Below are 22,299 nucleotides of genomic sequence, written 5' to 3'. Positions count from 1 at the left end.
GCGGTTCTGGGTCGCCGGTCACGATTCGTGGTGGCGCAACAGGTCGAGCGCATGCTGCAGGTCCACCGGGTACGGACTGGTGATCTCGATGCGCCGCCCGTCGGCAGGATGGGCGAAGGCCAGCGACCGCGCATGCAGCCATTGCCGTTCCAGCCCAAGCCGTTTCGCCAGCGTCGGATCGGCGCCATAGGTCAGGTCGCCGCAGCACGGATGGTGCAACGCCGCGAAGTGCACCCGGATCTGGTGTGTGCGACCGGTTTCCAGATGGACGTCGAGCAGGCTTGCGGCCTGGTGCGCCTCCACCGTGTCGTAGTGCGTGATGCTGTGCCGCCCGCCATCGGTGACGGCGAACTTCCAGTCGTTGCCCTTGTGCCGCCCGATCGGGGCGTCGATGGTTCCGCTGGACGGGTCAGGATGGCCCTGGACGAGCGCGTGGTAGCGCTTGTCGACGGTGCGTTGCTTGAAGGCACGTTTGAGCACCGTGTAGGCACGTTCGGAGATCGCCACCACCATCACGCCGGACGTTCCGACGTCGAGGCGGTGCACGATGCCCTGGCGTTCGTGCACACCGGACGTGGTGATGCGGTAGCCGGCAGCGGCCAGCCCGCCGAGCACGGTGGGACCCGTCCAGCCCACCGACGCGTGCGCGGCGACACCTGCGGGCTTGTCTACCGCCACGATGTCGGCGTCGGAGTACAGGATCGTCATGCCCTCGATGTCGACCGGCCGATTCTCCAGCGGCGCAGGGTCTTCGGGCAGATTGACCTCGAGCCATGCCCCTGCGGCCAGGCGGTCCGACTTGCCGACGGTGGCGCCGTCCAACTCGACGCCGCCCGCTTCGGCCATCGCGGCCACCGCGGTGCGCGACAGGCCGAGCAGCCGGGCCAGCCCGGCGTCGACACGCATGCCCGCCAGCCCTTCGGGGACCGGCATCGAGCGGGTCGTCATCAGGACGGTTCGGGTTCGTCGGCCGGCGCGCGCCTGTCAGCTTCGTCCGATGCGCCGTCCGGCTGGCGCCTGCCGTTGACATCGAAGTCGTAGCCGAACAACGACAGCCCGACCAGCAGGATCGCTCCGCCGACCACGGCGGGGTCGGCGACGTTGAACACCGGCCACCAGCCGATCGACAGGAAGTCGACGACATGGCCGCGCAGTGGGCCCGGGGAGCGGAAGAACCGATCCACCAGATTGCCCAGCGCACCGCCGAGGATCATCCCCAGTCCAAGGGCCCACCACGGCGAGACCAGCCGTCGTCCCATCCAGGCGATGCCGATCACCACCCCGGTGGCGACCAGCGTGAGCACCCAGGTGTAGCCGGTGGCCATCGAGAACGCCGCGCCCGAGTTGCGCACCAGAGTCCACGTCACGGTGTCGCCGATGATCGGCACCGACTGTCCCGGGGTGAGGAGTTTGACCGCCAGCACCTTGGTCACGACGTCCAGTGTGAGCACGACGCCGGCGACCGAAAGCAGTAGGCGCAGGCGACGCCGCGAGGACCGCGGTGGGGTTTCCCCGTCGGCGGTCACTGGCTTGGCCGAGCCCGTTGATTCATCAGTCACTCCCACATCATCCCAAAGTGGCGATGGTGAACAATCGCCGCATGAGCCGCGTCGTCATCATCACCACCGGCGGCACCATCGCCACCAGCACGGACGACGACGGTGTCGCACGGCCCACCCGCACCGGAAACGACCTGACCGCAGGCCTCGGCGTCGCCGACCGCGACGTCCTTGACCTGCTCTCCGTCGACAGTTCCGAGTTGACGCCCGCAGACTGGGACGCGATCGGCGCAGCCACCGCGTCGGCGATCGAGTCGGGCGCCGACGGCGTGGTGATCACGCACGGCACCGACACGATGGAGGAAACCGCGCTGTGGCTAGCGCTCACCTACCGCGGCGACGCGCCAGTGGTGCTGACCGGGGCGATGCGCAGCTCCGACGCCCCTGACGCCGACGGGCCAGGCAACCTGCGCGGCGCGCTGGCGCTGGCGGCGAGCCCGGCGGCCAGGGGCCAGGGCGTGCTGGTGAGCTTCGGCGGGCGCGTGCTTCGGCCGTTGGGCTTGCACAAGAACGCCACGGGCGACCTGAGCGGTTTCTCGGGCACCGAACTCGCCGACGAATCGGTCGCGGGGCCATTCCTCGGCGCCCTGTCGGCCGCTGCGGCACCGCGGGTGGACATCGTCGCCGCCTACGCGGGCGCCGACGCGATCGCGCTGGACGCCTGTGTGGCGGCCGGGGCGCGTGGCCTGGTGCTGGAGGCGGTGGGGTCCGGGAACGCAGGCGCGGCGGTGGTCGATGGCGTGCGACGGCACTGCCGCGACGGCGTCGCGGTGGCGCTGTCGACCCGGGTGCCCGACGGACACGTCCGACCCAGCTACGGGCCAGGGCGGGCGATGGTGGACGCCGGAGCGGTGGTGGTGCCGCGGCTGCGCCCGCCGCAGGCCCGGGTGCTTCTGATGGCCGCGCTGGCGGCGGGAGCACCCGTCGGCGACGTCTTCGCGAACTACGGTTGAGTTCCATGTGGGGCAAGAGGTTGGCGGCCGTCGCAGCGGCGGTTGGAATCGGGTTGACGACGACACCGGTGGCCGAAGCCGACCCGCCCCCCGGTGTAGAAGACATCCACGACCTCCCGATCGCCCAAGGGCGACCGTGGTGAACAGTTGGGGACCCGCGGGTTACCGGCTCGAGAATTGGGGAGCCAGCTGCGGCGTGGGATCCGGGGGCACGGTGACCTGTACGACGTACGGACAGCACGGGTTCGGCATCTCGGAGCTCTACGGGTTGCTCTGGTAGGTCTCCGCGGTCAGGCCGTCGATGTAGTCGGGCCAGTCCAGGCTGTCGACGGGGTTGGCCCTGCGCACGTCGGGCGTGTCGTCGGGCAGGGTGTGCACCGGCCCAGGGCCGCTGCTACGGGTCTCGAACCGCACCGTCATCACGCCGTGGCCTGCGCCCTGCACCCAGCCGTGCCCATGGACGGTGTGGGTGACGTCGTCGCCGACCCGCCACGCCGCCGACGGCTGCTCCGCGCTGGGGGCCGGTGCCGTCGCGGGAAGGTCGGACGCCTCGAGCGCCTGCTCGAGATCGGGGAACAGCGACTCCTGCCGGACGTCCGACAGCCCCGAGAACCCCACGCCAAGAAGGCGGACCGGCCCGATGTCGACGGGATCGAGCAGCAGTCGGCGTGCGGTGCCGATCAGCGTCGAGGCGTCCGTGGTGGCGTACGGCAGCGTCGCGGACCGGGTGAGCGTGCTCATGTCTGACTTCTTGAGCTTGACGGTGACGGTGCGGGCGCCGCGGCCGTCGCGCTCGAGGCGCCGGTGTGCGTGCTCGGCGATCGGTCCTGTGGCATCGCGCAGTTGATCCAACGTGGTCAGGTCCTGGGCGAAGGTCGACTCGGCGCTGATCTGCTTGGCGTCGGCGCGCTCGGCGACGGGACGGTCGTCGATGCCCCTTGCCAATTGGTGCAGGGCGGGCCCGACGGTGGCGCCGAGGATGTCGGCGACCTCGGCATCGTTCAGGGCGGCGAACGAGCCGACGGTGTCGATGCCCAGCCGGTGCAGCTTCTCCTCGGCGACCGGCCCGATCCCCCACAACCGGCGCACCGGCAGCCCGGCGAGCAAGACGCGCTCCTCGTCACGGCGGACCACCCGGATCCCGTCGGGCTTGGCCAGGTCGGAGGCGATCTTGGCGACCTGCTTGCCCGAGCCCGCCCCGACGGAGGCGACCAGTCCGGTCTCGGCACGCACCTTCGCCCGCAGCTCCTCGCAGAACCGTTCCACGTCGTCGGCGGACGCACCGGCGAGTTCGACCGGCTCACCGAACGCCTCGTCGAACGACAGCTGCTCGAGGATCGGCACCATCGCCCGCACGGTGTTGAGCACCCGACCGCTGGCCACGCCGTACACCACGCCGCGTGGCGGCATAACCACCGCGGCGGCACCGACCAGTCGGCGGGCCTGGTGCATCGGCATGGCGGACCTCGCCCCGAACACGCGCGCCTCGTAACTCGCTCCGGCGACGACGCCGCGGCCACCGAGCCCGCCGACCAGCACCGGGCGCCCCCTCAGGGTGGGGCGGGTCAACTGCTCGACGGACGCGAAGAAGGCGTCCATGTCGAAGTGCAGCACCCAACGATCCACGACTGCCGATGCTATGCAGATACTCTGACGCGCATGGCGCAACCCGTCCTCGACGTGCCGATCCGCGACGCGTCGATTCGCCTCGGGCAATTCCTGCAACTCGCCAATCTGATCGACACCGGCTCGGATGCCAAGACGGCCATCGCCGAGGGGCAGGTCAGTGTCAACGACGAGGTCGAGACCCGTCGGGGGCGCCAGCTGCACCACGGTGACACGGTCGAGTTCGGCGGCCGTACGGCACGCGTCACCAGTGGCTGAGAGCTACAGCGACTTGAGCCAGAACGGCCACCGCGGGTCGGACATCTTCATCCGCGCCCGCATCAGCTTCCAATAGCCGTACTTGTGATAGTCGAAATCCCAGGTGGAGTTGAGCTGCTGGTTCACACATGCCCACAGTCCCCACTTGATGTCCGCCAACGCGCCGCACACTTGCACCCGCGACAACAGAGTGAAGTCCACTCTGCCGTAGAAGTTCTCCACCAGATCCAGGATCTGTTCCTCGCCGTAGAACATCTCGGTGGTCAACAGCGCGAGCTCGTAGGCGCGTTCGTTGTTCGACGCGAACTCGTAGTCGACCATTCTCATCGGTTGACCGTCGGCGACCAGGAAGTTGCCCGGCATCGGATCATTGTGGCAGGCAACGAGATCCAGTCCGGAGGCTAGCATCGCCGATTTCGCCACGCGATACTCGCCGAGGATTAGCTCGGCGTCGTCGGGCAGCCGCACCCCCAGTTCGCCGACCTGAGCCAGATGCTCCTCGATCATGTCGAACATCGTCTTGGTCCCGCTGAGCAGGTCGCCCTCGTGCAATACCCGGTAGATGTCCACGATCTGGCGGGCGACCGTGGGATCCTTGAAATCACCGTTGGTGCAGGCACGATAGCCCTCTAGGAACTCGATGACCTCAACCCCGCTCTCGGGATCGAAATACACCAGCTGCGCGCCGACGCCGCGCTCCCCCGCTCGGCGGGCGGCCTCATTGGCGAGCTTGCGGTCGATGAACGCGTCGCTGCCGTCGCCGGGGATCTTCAGGAAGTAGCGCTTGTCTGCACCGGCAACAGTGATGCGCCAGTTGCTGTTCTGCAACCCGCCGAGTACCGGCTCGTACTCGACACGTTTGCCATGCCACGGCGCGATCATCCGCAGCACGGACTCCACGCGATGCTCGGCCTGATTACGGGCTGTCCCGACCGCCCTGGCACCGGTAGCACCTGGCGCTGCTTCGGTCGCGGTCATAGATTTCTCAATCGATCGTGGAAATGGGCGTCGCCGAGCCCGCCGCGGGCCCGCAGGAACTGCCAGTCGGAGAACTTCGAATACTCGAGGGTGCCGGGCCGCGCCGCGTCGGCATAGGCGCCGATCAGCCCCCAGCGCACACAATCGGCGATGCCATAAACCCGCGCCCGGTCAAACAACGCCTGATCGAAGTTGCCCCATGCCATTTCGAAGACCTCGCGAGCGGGCGAGTCGAAGGGGCGCACCTCTGCCAGCAGTACACCCAGGTCCTGCAACGGGTCCATCACCGCAGCCACGTCCCAGTCGACGAGCAACATGCGGCCGTCCCTCGGCAGCAGCACGTTCGACACGTTGCCGTCACCGTGGCACGGCACCCGGTCGAACCCGGTTGCGACGATCCGCTTCTCGGCCAAGTCGAGTAGCCGAACCATCCAGTCGAAGTCCTTGGGGAGGTTCACCGCGATCGTGGTGGCCAGTGCCGACAGCGCGCGGATGTCGTCGAATACGGTGGCGACGCGGGTTATCGACGCGAACGTGTGCACCCGCTGACGAAGCCGGATGAGATCCTCCAACCGGGCATCGTCATCGAAGACGTTCAACGTTGCCGTCGAGGAGGTATCGACGAAGTTCTCCAACACCAGCACACCCGCCGCCGCATCCGCCGCGTGCACCCGCGGTCCCACGCCGAGTTCACCGGCCTCGTTGGCGGCGGCGAATGCGTGCGCAATATCGACGTAAGCCTCTGCGTGGTCGATCATCGACTTGACGAACACCGTTTGTACTGGGCGCAATCCGTCGACACTGCGAACATCGAGGCACTCAGAGTCTGCGCCCCACCAACTCGGGCTGGCCATGGCCGAGGTGGTCTCGGCGGTGATCGGAGTGTCCACGAACAGACCGAGGGCCTGCAACGTCCCGGCCACGGCCGGCTGGGTGACGGTCGCCATCTCAGCTACCTCCGGCGTGCGCGACGTTCACGAACTCGGGCCAGACCATCGGGAACGGCCTGTGGCGTTCCAGCCACTTGGTCAGGCGCAGCACCTCGCGGTCGGCGAATCGCTGGCCGATCACCTGTATACCAACCGGCAGCCCACCTCGCATGCCGAAGCACAGTGCTGCCGCCGGCTGGGCGGTCTGGTTGAACCATGCGGTAAAGCCGCAGTGCGCCAAGGGTTGTGCCGGATCGAGCCCGCACTGCTCGGCCCCGAACCCCACTACCGGGATGATGGGCGCGATCACGTAGTCGAACCCGGCGCAGGCCGCCCGCATCCGCTCTGCCGATCGGGCCACCGCCTCGCCGTCGCGGGCTAGGTCGGTGGCACTGTAATCGGCCGCGGGCGCACACCACTCGCGGATCGCCCGGTGCACCAGCGTGCGGCGGTCGGCGGAGATGGCTTGCAGCTCGGTCAGTGCCCGCACCTGCAACAGCCGGTCCAGCGCGCCGTAGGGGTCGTCGCGGAACACCGGAGCCATCGCCGACACGGTCGCACCACCGTCGCGCAGCGCCGCGGCCGCGTCCGCCACCGTCAGCAGAACCGCATCCTCGGCGCCGACCCCGTAACCGAGGTCGGTCAATACGCCGATCCGGAGTCCGTTGGGCGACAACTCGTCCCATGCCGGGGGCGTGTCCTCCGGCGGAAGACTCCACACGTCACGGGCGTCGGGCCGACGCAGCGTGTCGTACATGTCCATCACATCGTCGACGGTGCGCCCCATCGGCCCGGCAGACCGCATGGTGGACGGTGCGATGTGCGGGATACGCCCCTGGGTGGGCTTCAACGCGACCAGGCCACAGTGCCCGGCGGGCAGGCGCACCGAGCCTGCGATATCGGACCCCACGGCCGAGAACCCGATGCCCGCGGCGAGCGCGGCACCGGCGCCTGCACTCGAGCCGCCGGTGTTGCGGGAAGGGTCCCATGGGTTGCGGGTGATGCCGTACAGGGAGCTGACCCCTGCGGCCATCATGCCGAAGTCCGGCATCGTGGTCTTGCCGACGATGACCGCACCTGCATCCTTCAACCGAGCCGCCGGCGGCGCGTCGACGGTCGAATCGGCCAGCTGGCGGTTGGCGGCGCAGCCGTGGCGCCACGGCATCCCGACGGCGTGCACGCTGTCCTTGATGGTCACCGGCAGACCGTCCATCGGCCCCACAGGCGCGCCGGCCGCCCACCGCCGCGCCGACGCCCGCGCCGCGGCGTAGGCGCCGTCGGTGTCGACGTAGGCCATTGCGTTGATGACCGGGTTCCGGTGCCCGATCCGCTCCAGAGTGCGCTCGAGGACGTCCACCGGCGTCAGTGCGCCGCTGCGATATCCCTTGCGCACCGTCTCGGCGCCGCGGTCGAGTACCTCGTCGATCACGCGACCCTGGTCTCCTCGAGCGCCCCGGTCACCATCCGCCGGGTCGTTGCGGTCAGCATGCGCAGCCCGGCGAGCATCTGCTCATCGGTGGTGTACTCGCGTTCGTTGTGAGAAATGCCCTCCACGCTGGGAACGAACAGCATCACCGTGGGGACGACCTCACGCAGATTCACCGAGTCGTGCCCGGCCATGGTCGGCACTGCACGCCAACTCAGCCCGAGATCGTCGGCAACCGCACCCGCCAACGCGATACCGGAGTCGTGATAACGCGCCGACGGTCGCAGAGCCGCCGATTCGACCGTGACGGTCGTCTCGGCTGTCTCGGCGATGTCGGCGATTCGTCGCAGCAACGACCGATGCGCGGCGTGCAGGGTATCGGCGTCCAGCGCCCGCAGGTCGGCGGCGAGCCTGACCCTTGCCGGCACCACCACCGGAGAGTTGGGTTCGATGGTCATCGACCCGACCGAACCCAGCACCGTGTCGACGCCGAACTCGTCGGCGACTGCCCGGACCGACAGCACCACCTGGCTGGCACCCACCAAGGCGTCCCGCCGGTAGCGCATGTGGGTGGCGCCGGTGTGGGCTTGTTCGCCCTGCACGGTGATCGAGTACTTGTAGGCGGCCCAGTTGCCGGTCACCACGCCGATGTCGAGCCCTTCGTCGCTCAGGGTTCGGCCCTGCTCGATGTGGATCTCCGCATAGCAACCCGCCTCCGGCGGTGCATCGGCGCCCTGGAAGCCGATGTCGCGCAACGCGTCCCGTACCGTCGCGCCGTCCTTGCCGACGGTGTCCAGTACCTCGCCGGTGGCCATCTTGCCGATGTAGACGGCGCTGCCCATCAGGCTCGGGGAGAAGCGCGAGCCCTCCTCGTTGAACCAGTTCACGGCTGCCACGTTCAGCCGTGCACCGTCGGGTGGCTGCGTGGCCGCCGCCGCGGCTGCGTAGGCACCTGCGAGCACACCGTAGGCGCCGTCGAACCGCCCGGAGGTGGGTTGGCTGTCCAGGTGAGAGCCGACGAGCACATAGGGGGCGTCGGCTAGGGTTTCGGCGGGCTCGGCGCAACCATACATGTTGCCGACCGCATCGACCCGGCATCGCAGCCCGCGCTCGGCGAACCAATCGCGGAGCCATTCGCGGGCTCGCCCGTCGGCCGGGGTGGCCGCCTCGCGGTCCACCCCGCCCGCGGCGGTCGCTCCGATCGCCGACAGCTCAGCGAAATCGGCGAGGAACGCGGCCTCGCTCAGCGGGTGGTGAACCGGGTCAGCCATCAAGCGCATCCGTGCGCAACGCGGACGCTGCGGGTCCGGTGGCGTTCTCCCGCGACTCTTCGGCCAGCGCTTGCAGTTGGTCTTCGAGTGAATCGTCCTGGATGGGCGCGGCGTTGCGCACGGTGATCTTCGCGGCTTCGAACATCTCTGCCACCCTTGCCTTCTCGACGTCATCGGTCTTGATGAGCACCGCGGCGCCCAGATAGACCGCGAGGTTCACCACGATCCCGACGATACCGCCGGTCAGGCTTCCCAGCGCGCGGATGTCGTCGGGGTAGATCCAGGTGAGCACCATCGCGACGACGAAACCGGAGACCATGCCCGCCACCGCCCCCTGCTTGTTACCGCCCCGCCAGAAGATGCCGAGGAACAGTGGAACGGCCAGCTGCACCACGCCCTGGTAGGAGATCTGCGCGAGCAGTTGCAGACGGCTCATGTTGAAGGTGGCGTAGGCGACGATGCCGGCCAGCACCATGAAGGCCATCATCGAGGTCTTGGCGACGTACGTCAGCTGCTTGTCCGACAGGGGCCGCTTCTCGGTGTTCACCAGGTCGTTGGCGATCTGCAGGCCGCAGACCTGAACGCTGCCGTCGATGTGTCCCATGGAGGCGGCGAACACGATGGTGATGCCCAGCCCCAGCAGCCAGGTGCCGCCGTACTCGCTCATGACGGTGAACCAGCCGGCCTGCGGGGCGGCTACGACGGCGGGCATCGCGGTGGCCGCGATGCCCACCAGCATCAGCAGCGTGTAGAAGACACCGGATATCAGCACCGTGCACAACGTGCCTGCCTTGACCGACCGGACGCTGGATGCGGTGTAGATGCGCTGGAAACTCGTTGGCCAACAAAGCGATCCGACGACTCCGGTGAAGATGAGAGCGAAGATGTAGAGGGGTCCGTAGTGGTCACCGTCGCCAGGCAGCACCAGGTACTGGTGGGCGACGTCGTTCAGCGCGCCGAAGCTGATCGGGCCCCCTGCGATACCCGACAGCAGCAACAGGCACACGATCGCCGAGAACACGTAGGCGACGGTGCCCTGGAATGCGTCGGTCATGATGAGACCCCGCATGCCCATCCGCACGGTCCAGTACTGCCGCACGATGATCACGCCAAGGCCGATGAGCAGGCACGTGGTGACCGACCAGGCGCCGGCGCTGGCGAGCTCGAAAACCGTCCCGAGCGCCTGCATTCCGAGCACGACCCAGGGAAACAGGGAGACGATGCCGATGAGGCTGGCGACCACCTTGACCGCGGGAGAGTCGAACCGCCTACCGAGTAGGTCGGGTTGCGAACGCAGGTCGTACTTCTTGCCCCAGCGCCATGCGCGGGTCGCCATGAAGTACATCATCGCCACGCCGAGAGTGGAGTAGGCCAAGCCGTACAGCCCGAAGACTCCGGAACCGGTGGCCAATCCGAGAAACGCGATGAACGTCGCACCCGGCCACCAGGAGTTCACGTAACTCATCGCCACATACCACGGGCCGTACCTGCGCCCTCCGACGGCGTACTCGTCGAAGGTGGGCACCGTCTTCTGTTGGGTCACATACAGAATCGCGATGACGATCGCATAGAACACAGCCAGCATTCCGAGCATGATCAACACGTCAGCCTCCAATGTCTTCGGTGACGGGTTCCAGCGAGTCGTCATCGAGTTCGCCGCGGATGTCTTCGACGATGTAGAACGCCGTTAGAGTCAGTCCGAGGGCGAAGGCATCGATGATCCAGTACATGATCGCGAACGGGATGCCCAGGATCTCGAAGCTGATTCCGCTGCCCCACAGATACAGCGGTGGGAAGAGGGCGAACAGGAGCGCCAGCGCATACAGCGTCCCGAAGACGGTGATTATGGTCCGGCGACTGAGCGCGCGAATGCGATCTTTCATTTTCTGATTCCTTGAGCTCGATGGCGAATTCCTGGCGCCACGTATGACAACAGCGCGTCGTGGAGCAACCCATTGCTGGCGATCCCATTGCGACCGTCGAATACTCGGCGACCGTCGAGGCTGGAGAACCTGCCACCGGCCTCCTCGATGATCACCGACATCGGCGCCAAGTCGAAGGGCTGTGCGGTGTAGTCGACGACGGCGTCGGCGTGTCCACAGGCCACCATTGCGTACCCGAACGCATCCCCCCAGGTGCGCAGGACCACACCCTGCGTGTGGAGGTTCCCGATGACCTCTGGGTCCCAGTCCTCCAACCAGGTCGCCATCACGTAGGCGCCGTCGAGGACGTCTCGGGTGGACACCATCACCCGCGCACCGTTCTTCCAGCAGCCCTTGCCTCGTTCGGCGTGGACGATGACGCGGGCGCTTGGCATGTTGATGATGCCGAAGACGATCTCGTCGCCTTCCTGTAGCGCGATCAGGTTCGCGTACAACGGGACTCCCCGGATGAAGGACTTGGTCCCGTCAATGGGGTCGACGATCCAGCGGTATCCGCTGTGGCCGTCGATGTCGGGGTACTCCTCGCCGGCGAAGGCATCGTCGCCGAACTCCGTCGACACCGCGGTACGCAGATACTGCTCGATATCCCGATCGGCCTCGGTGACCGGTGACCCGTCGGCCTTGGTCTGGACGTGCAGATGTCGGGTGTCGAAGTGCTGGCGCGACATGTGCCCAGCCACCTCGGCCATTTGCAGGCCGAGCTGGATGCGCTGCGTGCGACTCTCGCTCACGGGGACGACGATCCCGATAGACCATTTCTGGTTCGTGGGACCGGGTGTTAAGCACGTGTAACGCCTGCCGCGGGACTCCGCTGCGATGTCGCTGTGAACTTGTCCGCGCGAGCATGCGACGCACGACGCGCCGCCATACCGTGGAGTGTGACACCACGGACGCAGGCGGAAGGAGGCCAGGTCATGCTGTTGCTCGAGCATGCGCACGAGGCACTCCGACGCCTCGCCGACGAACTCGCCGAGCGCGGCGAGGCGAGGCTGCCCAACGAGCGGGCGCTGGCCGAGCGGTTGGAGACCTCGCGCACCACCGTCCGCAAGGCCCTGGATCTACTCGAGCTGGACGGGACGATCCGTCGGGTCAAGGGCCGTGCGGGCGGCGCCTACCTCACGCAGCTGCCGCAGCGGGATGCCTCGCCACACGCGGCGCAGCCGCTATGCCGCAGCCGCGGCATCCTGCGCAGCCTCAACACGGTGAAGGGCATCCCGGAGATCCTGCACGAGCAGGGCTTCCGCGACGGCACCACCGTCATCAAGACCGGGCTGGTACCCGCGCCGTCGCGGGTCCAGGCGGCCCTTGCGCTGCCAGGGTCTGACCCCGTGGTGTCATTGTTGCGGCTGCGCCATGCCGACGGCGAGACGCTGTCCCTGGAACTGATGTACCTGCGTGCGGAGCTTTCGTGGGTGCTGCGTACCGAGTTGAAGTCGGTGTACCGAACGTTGTGGTCCGAATTCGGACTGCAGATCTGCGTCGCCGACGAGTCCATCGAGATCGCCGCCATATCGGCGGCGGAGGGCGCCTTGCTCGGTCAGCCACCGGATACGCCGGTGCTCAAACTGGAGCGCACCGGCTACGACCAGCGCGGCCGCCCCATCGAGTACTCCGTCGACTTGTTCCGTGCCGACCGCACCCGGCTGCAGGTGCGGTCGCAGTCACCGATCAGCACACAGCGGAGGTAGGCCAACGCTGGCGCGCGACGCCCTCACGCCTTCGCGATCGACACCCTGACGCCGTCGCCGATGTCGGCACCCCCGGGCAGCTCGCCGAATTCGAAGCTGGTGGCCAGGATCTCCCTGGCGATGAGGCCGCTGTGGGCCTTCGCCCAGCCAGCGCGCTCGGCGGGCACGTCGATCACGACGCTGATCCTGTCGGACACGTCGAGCCCGGTGGACTTGCGCAGCTCCTGCAGTTCGCGGATCCGGTCCTTGGCCCAGCCCTCGGCTTCGAGTTCCTCGGTGACGGTTCCGTCCAGCACCACCAGCCCGGCTCCATCGGGCAGGGCGGCGGTGTACTCGGGATCGGCGGCCACCAGCCGCGAGCTGTACTCCTCTGGCAGCAGCGTGGCGGGACCGGCGGTCAGCGTGCCGTCGGGGTTGACCACGCCATCGCCCGCCTTGACTGCCTTGATCGCGGCCTGCACGTCCTTGCCGATCCGCGGCCCGGCAGCCTTGGCGTTGACGGTCAGCTCGAACCGGCCGTAGGCATCGATGTCATCGGTGAGTTCGACGTCCCTCACGTTGAGCTCGTCGGCGATCAGGTCGACGAAGGGCGCGAGAGAGGACGGATTGTCTACTGCGACGGTCAACTTCGGCAGCGGCAGGCGCACCCGTAGCTTCTTCGCCTTGCGCAGCGACGACGCCGCCGAGCACACGTCGCGCACCTGGTCCATGGCGGCCACCAGGGCAGGGTCAGCGGGCAGCGAGTCCGCCTCCGGCCAGTCGGTCAGGTGCACCGACCGCTCCCCGGTGACACCGCGCCAGATCACCTCGGCGATCAACGGCAGCAGCGGAGCGGCCAGTCGCCCGGTGACCTCCAGCACGGTGTGCAGGGTGTCGATGGCATCGGGGTCCTCCTCCCAGAAGCGCGAACGCGACCGTCGCACATACCAGTTCGTCAGCGCCTCGGTGAACTGCCGAAGCTGATCGCAGGCTCCGGAGATGTCGCAGGCGTCCATCGCCTCGGTGAGGTCGTCGCGCAGCGCGGCCAGCTTCGCCAGGACGTAGCGATCCAGCACGTTCGACGAGTCGGTACGCCAGGTGCCCTTCTTCGGCGCGTACAGCGCAAGGAACGTGTACGCGTTCCAGAACGGCAGTTGCACCTGCCGGACGCCCTCCCGGATCCCGGGCTCGGTGACCACCAGGTTGCCGCCGCGCAGGATCGGCGAGGCCATCAGGAACCAGCGCATGGCGTCGGACCCGTCGCGGTCGAACACCTCGGTCACGTCCGGGTAGTTGCGCAGCGACTTGCTCATCTTCTGGCCGTCGCTGCCAAGCACGATGCCGTGCGATACGACGGTCTTGAAGGCGGGCCGGTCGAACAGCGCCGTGGCCAGTACGTGCAGCAGATAGAACCAGCCACGGGTCTGGCCGATGTACTCGACGATGAAGTCGGCGGGATTGTGCGAGTCGAACCAGTCCACGTTCTCGAACGGGTAGTGCACCTGCGCGTACGGCATGGAGCCGGAGTCGAACCAGACGTCGTACACGTCCTCGATGCGCCGCATGGTCGACTTCCCGGTCGGATCGTCGGGATTCGGCCGGGTCAGCTCGTCGATGTAGGGCCGGTGCAGATCGTGCGGGCGTACGCCGAAGTCGCGCTCGAGTTCGTCGAGGCTGCCGTACACGTCGACGCGCGGATACGCCGGATCATCGGATTTCCACACCGGAATCGGGCTGCCCCAGTAGCGGTTTCGCGAGATCGACCAGTCGCGGGCACCAGACAGCCACTTGCCGAACTGCCCGTCCTTGACGTGCTCGGGATACCAGGTGATCTCCTGGTTGAGCTCCACCATGCGGTCCCGGAACTCGGTGACCTTGATGAACCACGACGACACCGCCCGGTAGATCAGCGGGTTCCGGCAGCGCCAGCAGTGCGGGTAGGAGTGTTCGTATGTCTCGTGGCGCAGCAACACCGCCCCGTTGACGCCCGCCGACCCGGTCTGGTTCTTCAGGTCGCGGATGATCTGCGGGTTGGCGTCGAACACGTGCTGTCCGGCGTAGTCCGGCACTGTTCCGTCGAACCGGCCCTTGGTGTCGACCGGGGTCACCGGTTCGATGCCCACCGTGTCCGTGGTCGCCTTGTCGTCCTCGCCGTATGCCGGCGACAGGTGCACGATGCCGGTGCCGTCGTCGGTGCTGACGAAGTCGGCGGGCAGTACCTGAAAGGCGTTGGGCGAGTCCATGAAGTACGGGAACGGCGGCAGATACCGCATGCCGAGCAGGTCGGCACCCGAGTGGGTGGACAGGACCTCGGGCTCCTCGCCCAGCTCGCGGGCATGGGCCGCGACGCGCGCCTGCGCCAGCACGTAACGCCGCCCGTCGATGCCGCGCACCTCGACGTAGGTGACGTCGGGATTGACCGCGACGGCCTGGTTGGACGGCAGCGTCCACGGCGTCGTCGTCCAGATCAGCAGGTACGCGCCTGCCAGCTCACCGTCGGCCACGGGGAAACCCACCGTCAGCGCAGGATCCTGGCGGCTCTGGTAGACGTCGTCGTCCATCCGCAGCTCGTGGCTGGACAGCGGGGTCTCGTCGTTCCAGCAGTACGGCAGCACGCGGTAGCCCTCGTAGGCCAGGCCCTTGTCCCACAGCTGCTTGAACGCCCACAGCACGGACTCCATGAAGCTGAGATCCAGCGTCTTGTAGTCGTTGTCGAAGTCGACCCAGCGGGCCTGGCGGGTCACGTAGGCCCGCCACTCCTGCGTGTACTTCAGCACCGACGCACGACAGGCCTCGTTGAACTTGTCGATGCCGAGCTCTTCGATCTGCGCCTTGTCGGTGATGCCGAGCTGGCGCTGCACCTCGAGTTCGGCGGGCAGGCCGTGGGTGTCCCAGCCGAACCGGCGCTCCACCTTGTGGCCCCGCATGGTCTGGTACCGCGGCACGATGTCCTTGACGTAGCCGGTCAGCAGGTGCCCGTAGTGCGGGAGACCATTGGCGAACGGCGGGCCGTCGTAGAACACGTATTCCGGTGCGCCGTCGCGCCGATCGATGCTGGCGCGGAATGTGCCGTCGGCGTCCCAGTAGTCCAGCACCTCGGTCTCGAGCTGCGGGAAGTTGGGCGATCCGCCAGCCGGCTTCGGGTAGGCAGTCACTGCGTGGTCGTCTCCTGTGCCCAGGTTCGTTCAGGCACGGGGACGACGCAGCGCGTGTGCGCGAACGCCGCGGTACCACCCCGCTTGCGCACCAGAGGTACGCCGCTCATTCGGGCGTTGACGGACCCATCCGTTCGGTTCTACTGAGCCCTAGTGAGCGAATGCCGTGGGCCGTTCCTCCGAAGGCTCCCCGGTGATGGCCGGATCGGTGCCTATGGCGTCGATCCTAGAGGCTCGGGGTTTCGCGGGCTAATTCTTAGTCAGTGCGCCATCGCCAGCTCGGCGCCGGCCAGGACGGGCGCAGCGGCCTCCGAGGTCAACTCGATGAGCGCGTACGGCAGCTGCTCGGAGAGCTCCTGGATGGTATAGCGCTCGAAACTGGGGGCGTCGTACCACCAGTCCAGCACGAGAACCCCGCCACGACGGTATGCGTACAGCTCGAGCAGGTGCCCGAGTCCCGCGCGCTCGGCCTCGCAGGTGTCGTAGGCGAACAGGATGTCGGACAGCGGTTGCGCGTGTGGATCGTCCGGCACGCCGTGCACGGTCCGGCGCCGCGACACCGCCGCCGTCATGTGATGGACGCCGGCCAGCATCTTGGTCGCGTCCATCCGCTGCGGACCCACGCAGGACAACTTCATCGGATGCATGGTGCGGCCGTGACCCAGCAGGTCGACGGCGGCCACGCCCTCGCCGATGGTTCGCTCGATCGCCCGGCCGAGCGCGGCGAGCAGGATGTCGTCGGCGCTCACGCCGAGGGCTGCGCTCGCACCGTCGAGTTCTTGGGTCAGGACTTCCGACAGCTCTGCCGAGAAAACGGCGACGTCGCCGTCCTCGGGCCGGCCGGCCACGTCGTAATCGGCGATCTGCAAGTTTGCGGACTTCATGTGAGCGACGTTACAGCAAATTCCCAAAAATGGGAGACCTCTACCAAAACTGTGACGGCCGTGTCAATTATCGGGCGCCATTCCTCTTTTCGGTTGCTACTGCCCAATCCCGGGAACTCCGTCTATGGTGTAGCTGTGCCGCGTACTGATGAAAACGGCAGGCAGCTCAAAGCCCTGCTCGACTACCTGCTCGATGGCGACGTCGACGCCAAGGCGATCTATGACGCCCTTGGCACGTCCAGTAGTACCTACTACCGGCGAATCAAGGAAGCCGAGTATCCGAACGCCGAGGAGCTGCGACACATTGCGGACCGCTTCGGCCTCAGCTACCCGGACCTGCAGGTTCGGTTCGGCCTGATGAGCCGTGAAGAGGTCTGGACCTACCTCGAGATGGCGCCGCTGAGCGTCGCCACGGCGACCGACATCAAGACCGACACCAGGACAGTTCGCCGGCCCAAGTTGTCCGAACTCGCGCCGCGACCCGATGCACCCCCGCTATAGCAGTACTATTTGCTGACGGAATTCAGCTCAAAGGCGAGACCCCATGGCACTGACAGTCCTGATCACGATCACCACGCTATGTATTGCGTGGAGCTTGTGGATCCGGCGTGTCACCTGGTCGTGCCGGTGGGAGGTTGCCGCCACCCTCAACATCGCGCTGCAGGGCTTGGCGGTGCTGCTCATGTCACCGATTGCCTCCGAGACGGTCGGGCAGTGGCTGCACGCACTGACCGGCAAGTGGAATCTCGAGGACTACATCGGCCACGACATGTACATCGTGGCGGCGTCGGCGGTCGTCTACAACGCCCTGGGCCGGTTGCAGGACGACCATGCCATGCAGAAGGCGTTCAAGCAGTACGTCGAGATTCCGGCGACACTGTGCATCCCGCTCCTGCTGGCCACGTTCACGCTGGGCAACGGCGCGCGAATCTACAAGCCGGACTTCTTCGAGGTGCCCACCGACTTCTGGCTCAACATGTACTGGCTGCTGCTCTGCGCCACCCTCATCTACCTGCTGGGTTACGGAGCGCGTGCGCTGATGGTGCTGCGGAAGGATCCGCGGTCCCGGCGCATCGCCAACGTCTATCTCATCGCATCGATCAGCGGTATCGCCGCCTGTATGGTCCGCATCGTCACGGCGTTCGTGCCGCAATGGCAGGCGTTGGAGGGTGGCACGTTGGTGTGGATCTTCGCCTGCGGGTGCGGAGCCGGCTTCGCCCTGGCGTCGGCGTACTCGTGGCGAATCAAGACGAAGTGGTTCAGCAAGGCGAACTTCTAGCCACCTGCGCTTCTCACCACCTGCGTACCGCAACAACACGCGTCCACCGTGGCGCATGGGCAGTTCATCGCCCACTCGATGATCTCCCTGGCTCGCCGCAGGGTGGCCATCTGAGCGTCAATGTCGATCAGCTTGGCCTCGGCCAGTGTTCGACTCGCCGGACGTCCGGGATCGCCGTCGGTCAGCAGCACTCGGATCTCGTCGAGGCTGAATCCCGCCGCCTTGCACAGCCCGATCACCTCGAGCCTCGTCATCACGGACTGGTCGTAACGCCGTCGCCCGGCCACCCTCGACGGTGGGCGCAGCAGACCAGAATCCTCGTAGTACCGCAACGTGGTGGCCGCAACGCCCGAACGCCGGGCCACCTCGCCAATCGACAACTGCACGTCCACGGCGTCGATCCTGCCGTGACATGGACTTGACTTCAAGCCGACTCGAAGTCGTTGAATCTGATCATGACCTTTGACACCCTGCTCGACACGCTCGCATCGTCGCGTTACGCGCAACTGCGCACCTACCGCCGCGACGGCCGTCCGGTCGACACACCGATGTGGTTCCACCTCGACGGCGACACCCTGGTCTTCCGCACCAAGGTCGGCCCGAAGACCCGCAGGCTGACGGCCGACCCCCGCGTCGAGCTGTGGCCATGCGACTACCGAGGCCGCTACCCCGACGGCACACCGACGATCAGCGGGCAGGCGTCGATACTCAGCGGTGCCGCCGCCGACGCGGCGAACCGTGCCCTGCAGCAGCGGTACGGCTGGCAGTACAACGTGGTGCCGCTGCTCAAGGTGCCTGGCGTGAAGAACGTCCACAGCGTTCTTCCACTACCCGAGAAGCTGCGCCGCGCAACCACCAAGACCATCTGGCCCGACAGCGCCATCGTCGAGGTGAAGCTCACCCGCTCCGATGCGAGAACCGCTGCACCAGAGACCGTTTCAGCTCCGGACGACTCGCCGCGACGAGGATGAACGTCGCGTAGCGGGCCAGCAGCTGAGCGGGTGACGACGTAAGCAGCGCCGACCCGCCGTCGCTGACGACGACGGCGGCCGCGGCTCGCACCGCGAGCTCGGCGCCGTCCGCTCTTGCTTCGAGCAGCCGGGCCGAATCACCGAGTCCGGCGTCCAGCCTCCCCCGGATCGCGTCGGCATCGGCACGCAGTGCCCGAGCCTCGCCGGTCCGGCCCGCTGCGTCGAGCAGAGCCGTGCAGCGCCGCGCCAACCCGATCGGGAGCGTGCCGTTGAGTCGCGAGCCGAAATTCTGGGCGGCCATGAAGTCGGCGCGGGTGACCCGGCTCACGATGCGCTCGTCGGGGATCACCAGGCCGTCGACCTCGAGGGAGACGGTCTTGGTGGCGTCGGCGACGAACAGCGACTGGCGGGTCACGCCGGTGATCCCCGGCGCCGGCCTGGCCGGGATGATCCCCGCCACGACGTCACCGGAGTCGACGTCGCCTGCCGAGACCTGCAGGACGTCGATGACACCCCAACCGCTGACGAACGGAGCGTGGCCGGACAACCGCCAGCCGCCGTCCACCCGTTCCGCGCGCATCCGGGGCGGCACCGGCACCGCACCGGCGAACGCCACGCCGCCCCTGGTCCGACCGGCGACCAGCGCGGGCACCAGATCGTCGCGCAGCGCCGGGTTCTGCGACGCGGACAGTGCCGCCAGCACACCGTGGTGCTGCACCCAGGTGAAGGCGGTGGCCAGGCATCCGCCCACCATGATCTCGAGGATCTCGATGAGGTCTGCGAACTCCAGGCCAGGACCGCCGAGTTCGGGTGGTGCCGCGATCCCGTAGAGGCCCGCGTCGGCCAGCGCGCGCCAGTGCCCGTCGGGGATCTCCCCGGTGGCGTCGACGGCGAGTGCGGCGGGAAACAGGACCTCGTCGGCGATCTCGCACGCCAGGCCCACCAGATGCGTGGTCACCTCGGAGACGATATCGGTCGAACTCGGCGATGTGCTCTGGATCACCGTGTCGCCCAACGGGCCGGCCGATCGACGGCATGTGGATGAACCACGATGTCGACCGGCAACCGTGTCACACGCCATGGATTCGCTTCCACCATGGATGCAGTAGGCGGCATCCGAGTTTCGGTGAATCTCAATTGATTTGCCAGATCCGCACCGCGACGCGCAGTGCCGCCGCGGCACACGGCTTGGTGAATACCTTGCGCCATGCGCCGTTTCGTGATGGACCCGCGTCTCGTGCTCTCATTCCCTAAGCTCGAGCTACTGTTTCACGCAAACCTGTTGTTGAGAGGGGCCAGCCGATGTCCGGCTCGTCGATTCCCGCGATCCTCCGTGAGCGCGCAAGCCTGCAACCGAATGACACGGCGTTCACGTTCGTCGACTACGAACAGGATTGGGACGGCGTCTCCACCAGCCTGACGTGGGCTCAGCTGTACCGCAGGACGACGAATGTCGCGCGCGAGCTCAGCGCGATCGCCAAGACCGGTGACCGCGCCGTCATCGTCGCCCCTCAGGGCCTCGACTATCTAGTCGCCTTCCTCGGATCGCTGGAGGCCGGCCTCATCGCCGTACCGCTGTCCACTCCGATGGTCGGAGCCAGCGACGAGCGGGTCAACGCCGTACTGCGGGACGCCGCACCGACTGTCGTGTTCACCACGTCGTCGATCGCTGACGGTGTCGCTCCGTACATCCAGCCGTCCGACGACCGGCCCGCACCGACCCTGCTCGAAGTCGATCGGCTGGACCTTGACGCCAGGAATCGCACCGTCCGTCGCGACGAGCCCCGGCCGAGCACCGCATATCTGCAGTACACCTCCGGATCGACCCGCACACCGGCCGGTGTGATGGTGTCCAACCGGAACCTGTCGGCCAATTTCGAGCAGGTCATGGCGGACTTCTTCCCCGAGTACGGGCGGGTCGCCCCGCCCGCTACCACCGCGGTGTCGTGGCTGCCGTTCTATCACGACATGGGGCTATTCCTCGGCGTGTGCGCGCCCATCCTCGGCGGATGGCAAACGGTCGTCACCACGCCACTATCGTTTCTGGCCCGTCCGGCCCGGTGGATCCAGCTCCTGGCCAACAGCCACCACGCGTTGACCGCGGCTCCGAACTTCGCCTTCGAACTGGCGGCGGGCCGGACCTCCGATGCGGACATGGCCGGACTCGACCTGAGCAGCGTCGTCGGCTTGATCAGCGGCGCCGAGCGGGTGCACCACGCCACACTCAAGCGCTTCACCAAGCGGTTCACCCGCTTCGGCCTGCCCGAGAAGGTGATCAAGCCGTGCTACGGACTCGCCGAGGCAATGCTGTACGTAGCCACCCGTGAGCCCGAGGATGGCCCGAAGGTGGTCAACTTCGACCTGGACAAACTGTCCGTAGGCCAGGCTGAGCCGTGCGAAAGCACCGATGGCACACCGCTGGTCAGCTACGGCACACCGGAATCGCCTGTGGTGCGGATCGTCGATCCGGAGGAACGGACCGAGTGCCCCCCTGGCAAGGTCGGCGAGATCTGGGTGGGCGGCGAAAGCGTGTGCCTCGGTTACTGGCAGAAGCCGGAACAGAGCGAAAACACCTTCAACGGATGGATCGTCGATCCCTCCCCTGGCACGCCCGCGGGCCCGTGGCTGCGAACGGGCGACCTAGGCTTCATCTTCGACGGTGAGCTGTACATCATCGGCCGCGTCAAGGACCTGCTGATCGTGCGGGGGCGCAATCACTATCCCGACGACATCGAGGCGACCATCCAGGAGATCACCGGCGGCCGCGTTGCGGCGATCTCGGTTCAGGACGATCGCAGCGAGCAACTGGTCGCGATCATCGAGGTCAAGAAGCGCGGCGACACCGACGCGGAGGTGCTGGAGACGCTTCAGTCCGTCAAACGCGATGTGACGTCAGCCATTTCGACGACGCACGGCCTCACCGCGGCGGATCTGGTGCTGGTGTCCCGCGGCTCGATCCCGATCACCACGAGCGGCAAGATCCGCCGCTCGGCGTGCGCCGAGCAGTACCGCAAGTCTCAGTTCGCCCGGCTCGACGAGGAGCTGGCTACGGCGGGTACCCAGTTCTCCTGAGCCAGCGGGTAATCGCGTAGCGCGCGCACGGGCTTCACTATCGTGCAGGCGTCGGCGACGCAAATCTCGCCGAGTGGTTCAACCGCTGCTTCGTCGGCGGCCTCGTCTTCTTCCTGACGTGCTATCCGTTTCTGACGCACCTTCCGGTGTTTCGCGGCAGACCGTCCCGCCGGCCACCAATTCGCCTCGCCGACAATGACGGCCATGGCAGGCACGGTGATGGTGCGCACCACGAACGTGTCCAGCAGCAGGCCGACGCCGATGATGAAACCGACCTGCACGACGTTGCTGATGCTGCTGGCCGTCAAGCCGAACATCGACGCCGCGA

Annotated in this window: 23 protein-coding genes; 8 read left to right on the top strand and 15 right to left on the bottom strand. The window is 67.2% G+C overall.

Annotated elements, in window-relative coordinates:
• Positions 1 to 18 precede the first annotated feature (18 nt).
• The gene (locus tag QOC69_RS09995) at positions 19 to 948 is read right to left on the bottom strand and encodes an RluA family pseudouridine synthase (RefSeq protein WP_526438901.1); all 930 of its coding nucleotides are present in this window, start codon (positions 946 to 948) and stop codon (positions 19 to 21) included.
• On the bottom strand, positions 948 to 1,559 hold the full coding sequence (lspA, locus tag QOC69_RS09990) for a signal peptidase II (RefSeq protein WP_526438899.1): 612 nt from the start codon (positions 1,557 to 1,559) through the stop codon (positions 948 to 950). Before lspA ends, QOC69_RS09995 begins: the two co-directional genes overlap by 1 nt.
• A 41-nt stretch (positions 1,560 to 1,600) precedes the next feature.
• Here lspA and QOC69_RS09985 point away from each other — a divergent pair, with 41 nt between their 5' ends.
• Positions 1,601 to 2,512, top strand: coding sequence for an asparaginase (locus QOC69_RS09985; protein WP_526438897.1), 912 nt, complete (start codon positions 1,601 to 1,603; stop codon positions 2,510 to 2,512).
• A 5-nt stretch (positions 2,513 to 2,517) separates the two neighbouring features.
• Positions 2,518 to 2,655: a hypothetical protein gene (locus tag QOC69_RS09980; protein WP_526438895.1), complete on the top strand. Its 138-nt coding sequence runs from the start codon at positions 2,518 to 2,520 to the stop codon at positions 2,653 to 2,655.
• A 118-nt stretch (positions 2,656 to 2,773) separates the two neighbouring features.
• Here QOC69_RS09980 and QOC69_RS09975 read toward each other — a convergent pair whose 3' ends face one another.
• Complete coding sequence (locus QOC69_RS09975) at positions 2,774 to 4,111, bottom strand: DNA polymerase IV (RefSeq protein ID WP_526438909.1); 1,338 nt, start codon at positions 4,109 to 4,111, stop codon at positions 2,774 to 2,776.
• 60 nt (positions 4,112 to 4,171) lie between these two features.
• On the opposite strand from QOC69_RS09975, the gene QOC69_RS09970 reads away from it, so the two are divergent.
• Entirely contained in the window at positions 4,172 to 4,396 is a 225-nt protein-coding gene (locus QOC69_RS09970) for an RNA-binding S4 domain-containing protein (protein WP_526438893.1), read from the top strand.
• 3 nt (positions 4,397 to 4,399) lie between these two features.
• On the opposite strand, the gene QOC69_RS09965 is transcribed toward QOC69_RS09970, so the two are convergent.
• Genes QOC69_RS09965 through QOC69_RS09935 form a run of 7 tightly spaced genes read right to left on the bottom strand, consistent with a single transcriptional unit; the run spans position 4,400 to position 11,674 of the window.
• Entirely contained in the window at positions 4,400 to 5,374 is a 975-nt protein-coding gene (locus QOC69_RS09965; RefSeq protein ID WP_526438891.1) for a phosphotransferase, read from the bottom strand.
• On the bottom strand, positions 5,371 to 6,321 hold the full coding sequence (locus QOC69_RS09960) for a phosphotransferase (RefSeq protein ID WP_526438889.1): 951 nt from the start codon (positions 6,319 to 6,321) through the stop codon (positions 5,371 to 5,373). Before QOC69_RS09960 ends, QOC69_RS09965 begins: the two co-directional genes overlap by 4 nt.
• Before the next feature lies 1 nt (position 6,322).
• A complete protein-coding gene (locus QOC69_RS09955) occupies positions 6,323 to 7,732 on the bottom strand; it encodes an amidase (RefSeq protein ID WP_526438887.1) in 1,410 nt (469 codons plus the stop codon).
• Positions 7,729 to 9,000 (bottom strand): M20 family metallo-hydrolase, encoded by a 1,272-nt coding sequence (locus QOC69_RS09950; protein ID WP_526438885.1) that lies wholly within the window; start codon positions 8,998 to 9,000, stop codon positions 7,729 to 7,731. The genes QOC69_RS09955 and QOC69_RS09950 overlap by 4 nt, the downstream gene beginning before the upstream one ends.
• Positions 8,993 to 10,648, bottom strand: coding sequence for a sodium:solute symporter family protein (locus QOC69_RS09945; RefSeq protein ID WP_526438883.1), 1,656 nt, complete (start codon positions 10,646 to 10,648; stop codon positions 8,993 to 8,995). Before QOC69_RS09945 ends, QOC69_RS09950 begins: the two co-directional genes overlap by 8 nt.
• On the bottom strand, positions 10,605 to 10,883 hold the full coding sequence (locus tag QOC69_RS09940; RefSeq protein ID WP_526438881.1) for a hypothetical protein: 279 nt from the start codon (positions 10,881 to 10,883) through the stop codon (positions 10,605 to 10,607). Before QOC69_RS09940 ends, QOC69_RS09945 begins: the two co-directional genes overlap by 44 nt.
• Positions 10,880 to 11,674: an inositol monophosphatase family protein gene (locus tag QOC69_RS09935; RefSeq protein ID WP_526438879.1), complete on the bottom strand. Its 795-nt coding sequence runs from the start codon at positions 11,672 to 11,674 to the stop codon at positions 10,880 to 10,882. Before QOC69_RS09935 ends, QOC69_RS09940 begins: the two co-directional genes overlap by 4 nt.
• 183 nt (positions 11,675 to 11,857) lie before the next feature.
• Between QOC69_RS09935 and QOC69_RS09930 the strand changes: the two genes are divergently transcribed.
• On the top strand, positions 11,858 to 12,631 hold the full coding sequence (locus QOC69_RS09930; RefSeq protein WP_526438877.1) for a GntR family transcriptional regulator: 774 nt from the start codon (positions 11,858 to 11,860) through the stop codon (positions 12,629 to 12,631).
• 23 nt (positions 12,632 to 12,654) lie between these two features.
• Here the strand turns inward: QOC69_RS09930 and ileS are convergent, their stop codons facing one another.
• Both ileS and QOC69_RS09920 read right to left on the bottom strand, forming a co-directional pair.
• Positions 12,655 to 15,765, bottom strand: a complete 3,111-nt coding sequence (ileS, locus tag QOC69_RS09925; RefSeq protein WP_526438875.1) for an isoleucine--tRNA ligase — start codon at positions 15,763 to 15,765, stop codon at positions 12,655 to 12,657.
• 260 nt (positions 15,766 to 16,025) lie between these two features.
• Positions 16,026 to 16,649 carry a condensation domain-containing protein gene (locus QOC69_RS09920; RefSeq protein ID WP_526438873.1) on the bottom strand — a complete coding sequence of 208 codons (624 nt, stop codon included), beginning with the start codon at positions 16,647 to 16,649 and terminating at the stop codon, positions 16,026 to 16,028.
• 135 nt (positions 16,650 to 16,784) lie between these two features.
• On the opposite strand from QOC69_RS09920, the gene QOC69_RS09915 reads away from it, so the two are divergent.
• Complete coding sequence (locus QOC69_RS09915) at positions 16,785 to 17,150, top strand: XRE family transcriptional regulator (RefSeq protein ID WP_526438871.1); 366 nt, start codon at positions 16,785 to 16,787, stop codon at positions 17,148 to 17,150.
• Positions 17,151 to 17,193: 43 nt separating this feature from the next.
• On the top strand, positions 17,194 to 17,928 hold the full coding sequence (locus QOC69_RS09910; protein WP_526438869.1) for a hypothetical protein: 735 nt from the start codon (positions 17,194 to 17,196) through the stop codon (positions 17,926 to 17,928).
• On the opposite strand, the gene QOC69_RS09905 is transcribed toward QOC69_RS09910, so the two are convergent.
• On the bottom strand, positions 17,925 to 18,320 hold the full coding sequence (locus QOC69_RS09905; RefSeq protein WP_526438867.1) for a MerR family transcriptional regulator: 396 nt from the start codon (positions 18,318 to 18,320) through the stop codon (positions 17,925 to 17,927). The two genes, QOC69_RS09910 and QOC69_RS09905, sit on opposite strands and share 4 nt — an antisense overlap.
• A gap of 63 nt (positions 18,321 to 18,383) precedes the next feature.
• Between QOC69_RS09905 and QOC69_RS09900 the strand changes: the two genes are divergently transcribed.
• Positions 18,384 to 18,899 (top strand): PPOX class F420-dependent oxidoreductase, encoded by a 516-nt coding sequence (locus tag QOC69_RS09900; protein WP_526438865.1) that lies wholly within the window; start codon positions 18,384 to 18,386, stop codon positions 18,897 to 18,899.
• Here the strand turns inward: QOC69_RS09900 and QOC69_RS09895 are convergent.
• The gene (locus QOC69_RS09895; protein WP_526438863.1) at positions 18,826 to 19,857 is read right to left on the bottom strand and encodes an acyl-CoA dehydrogenase family protein; all 1,032 of its coding nucleotides are present in this window, start codon (positions 19,855 to 19,857) and stop codon (positions 18,826 to 18,828) included. The genes QOC69_RS09900 and QOC69_RS09895 overlap by 74 nt on opposite strands.
• 344 nt (positions 19,858 to 20,201) lie before the next feature.
• On the opposite strand from QOC69_RS09895, the gene QOC69_RS09890 reads away from it, so the two are divergent.
• Complete coding sequence (locus QOC69_RS09890; protein ID WP_526438861.1) at positions 20,202 to 21,971, top strand: fatty-acid--AMP ligase; 1,770 nt, start codon at positions 20,202 to 20,204, stop codon at positions 21,969 to 21,971.
• Here QOC69_RS09890 and QOC69_RS09885 read toward each other — a convergent pair.
• Positions 21,917 to 22,299: MMPL family transporter (locus QOC69_RS09885; protein WP_526438859.1), on the bottom strand; the 383-nt coding region annotated here is incomplete at its 5' end. The genes QOC69_RS09890 and QOC69_RS09885 overlap by 55 nt on opposite strands.

This window comes from Mycobacterium sp. (assembly GCF_032162105.1).
Classification (GTDB): domain Bacteria; phylum Actinomycetota; class Actinomycetes; order Mycobacteriales; family Mycobacteriaceae; genus Mycobacterium.
This window is presented reverse-complemented; position numbering and strand designations above follow the sequence as displayed.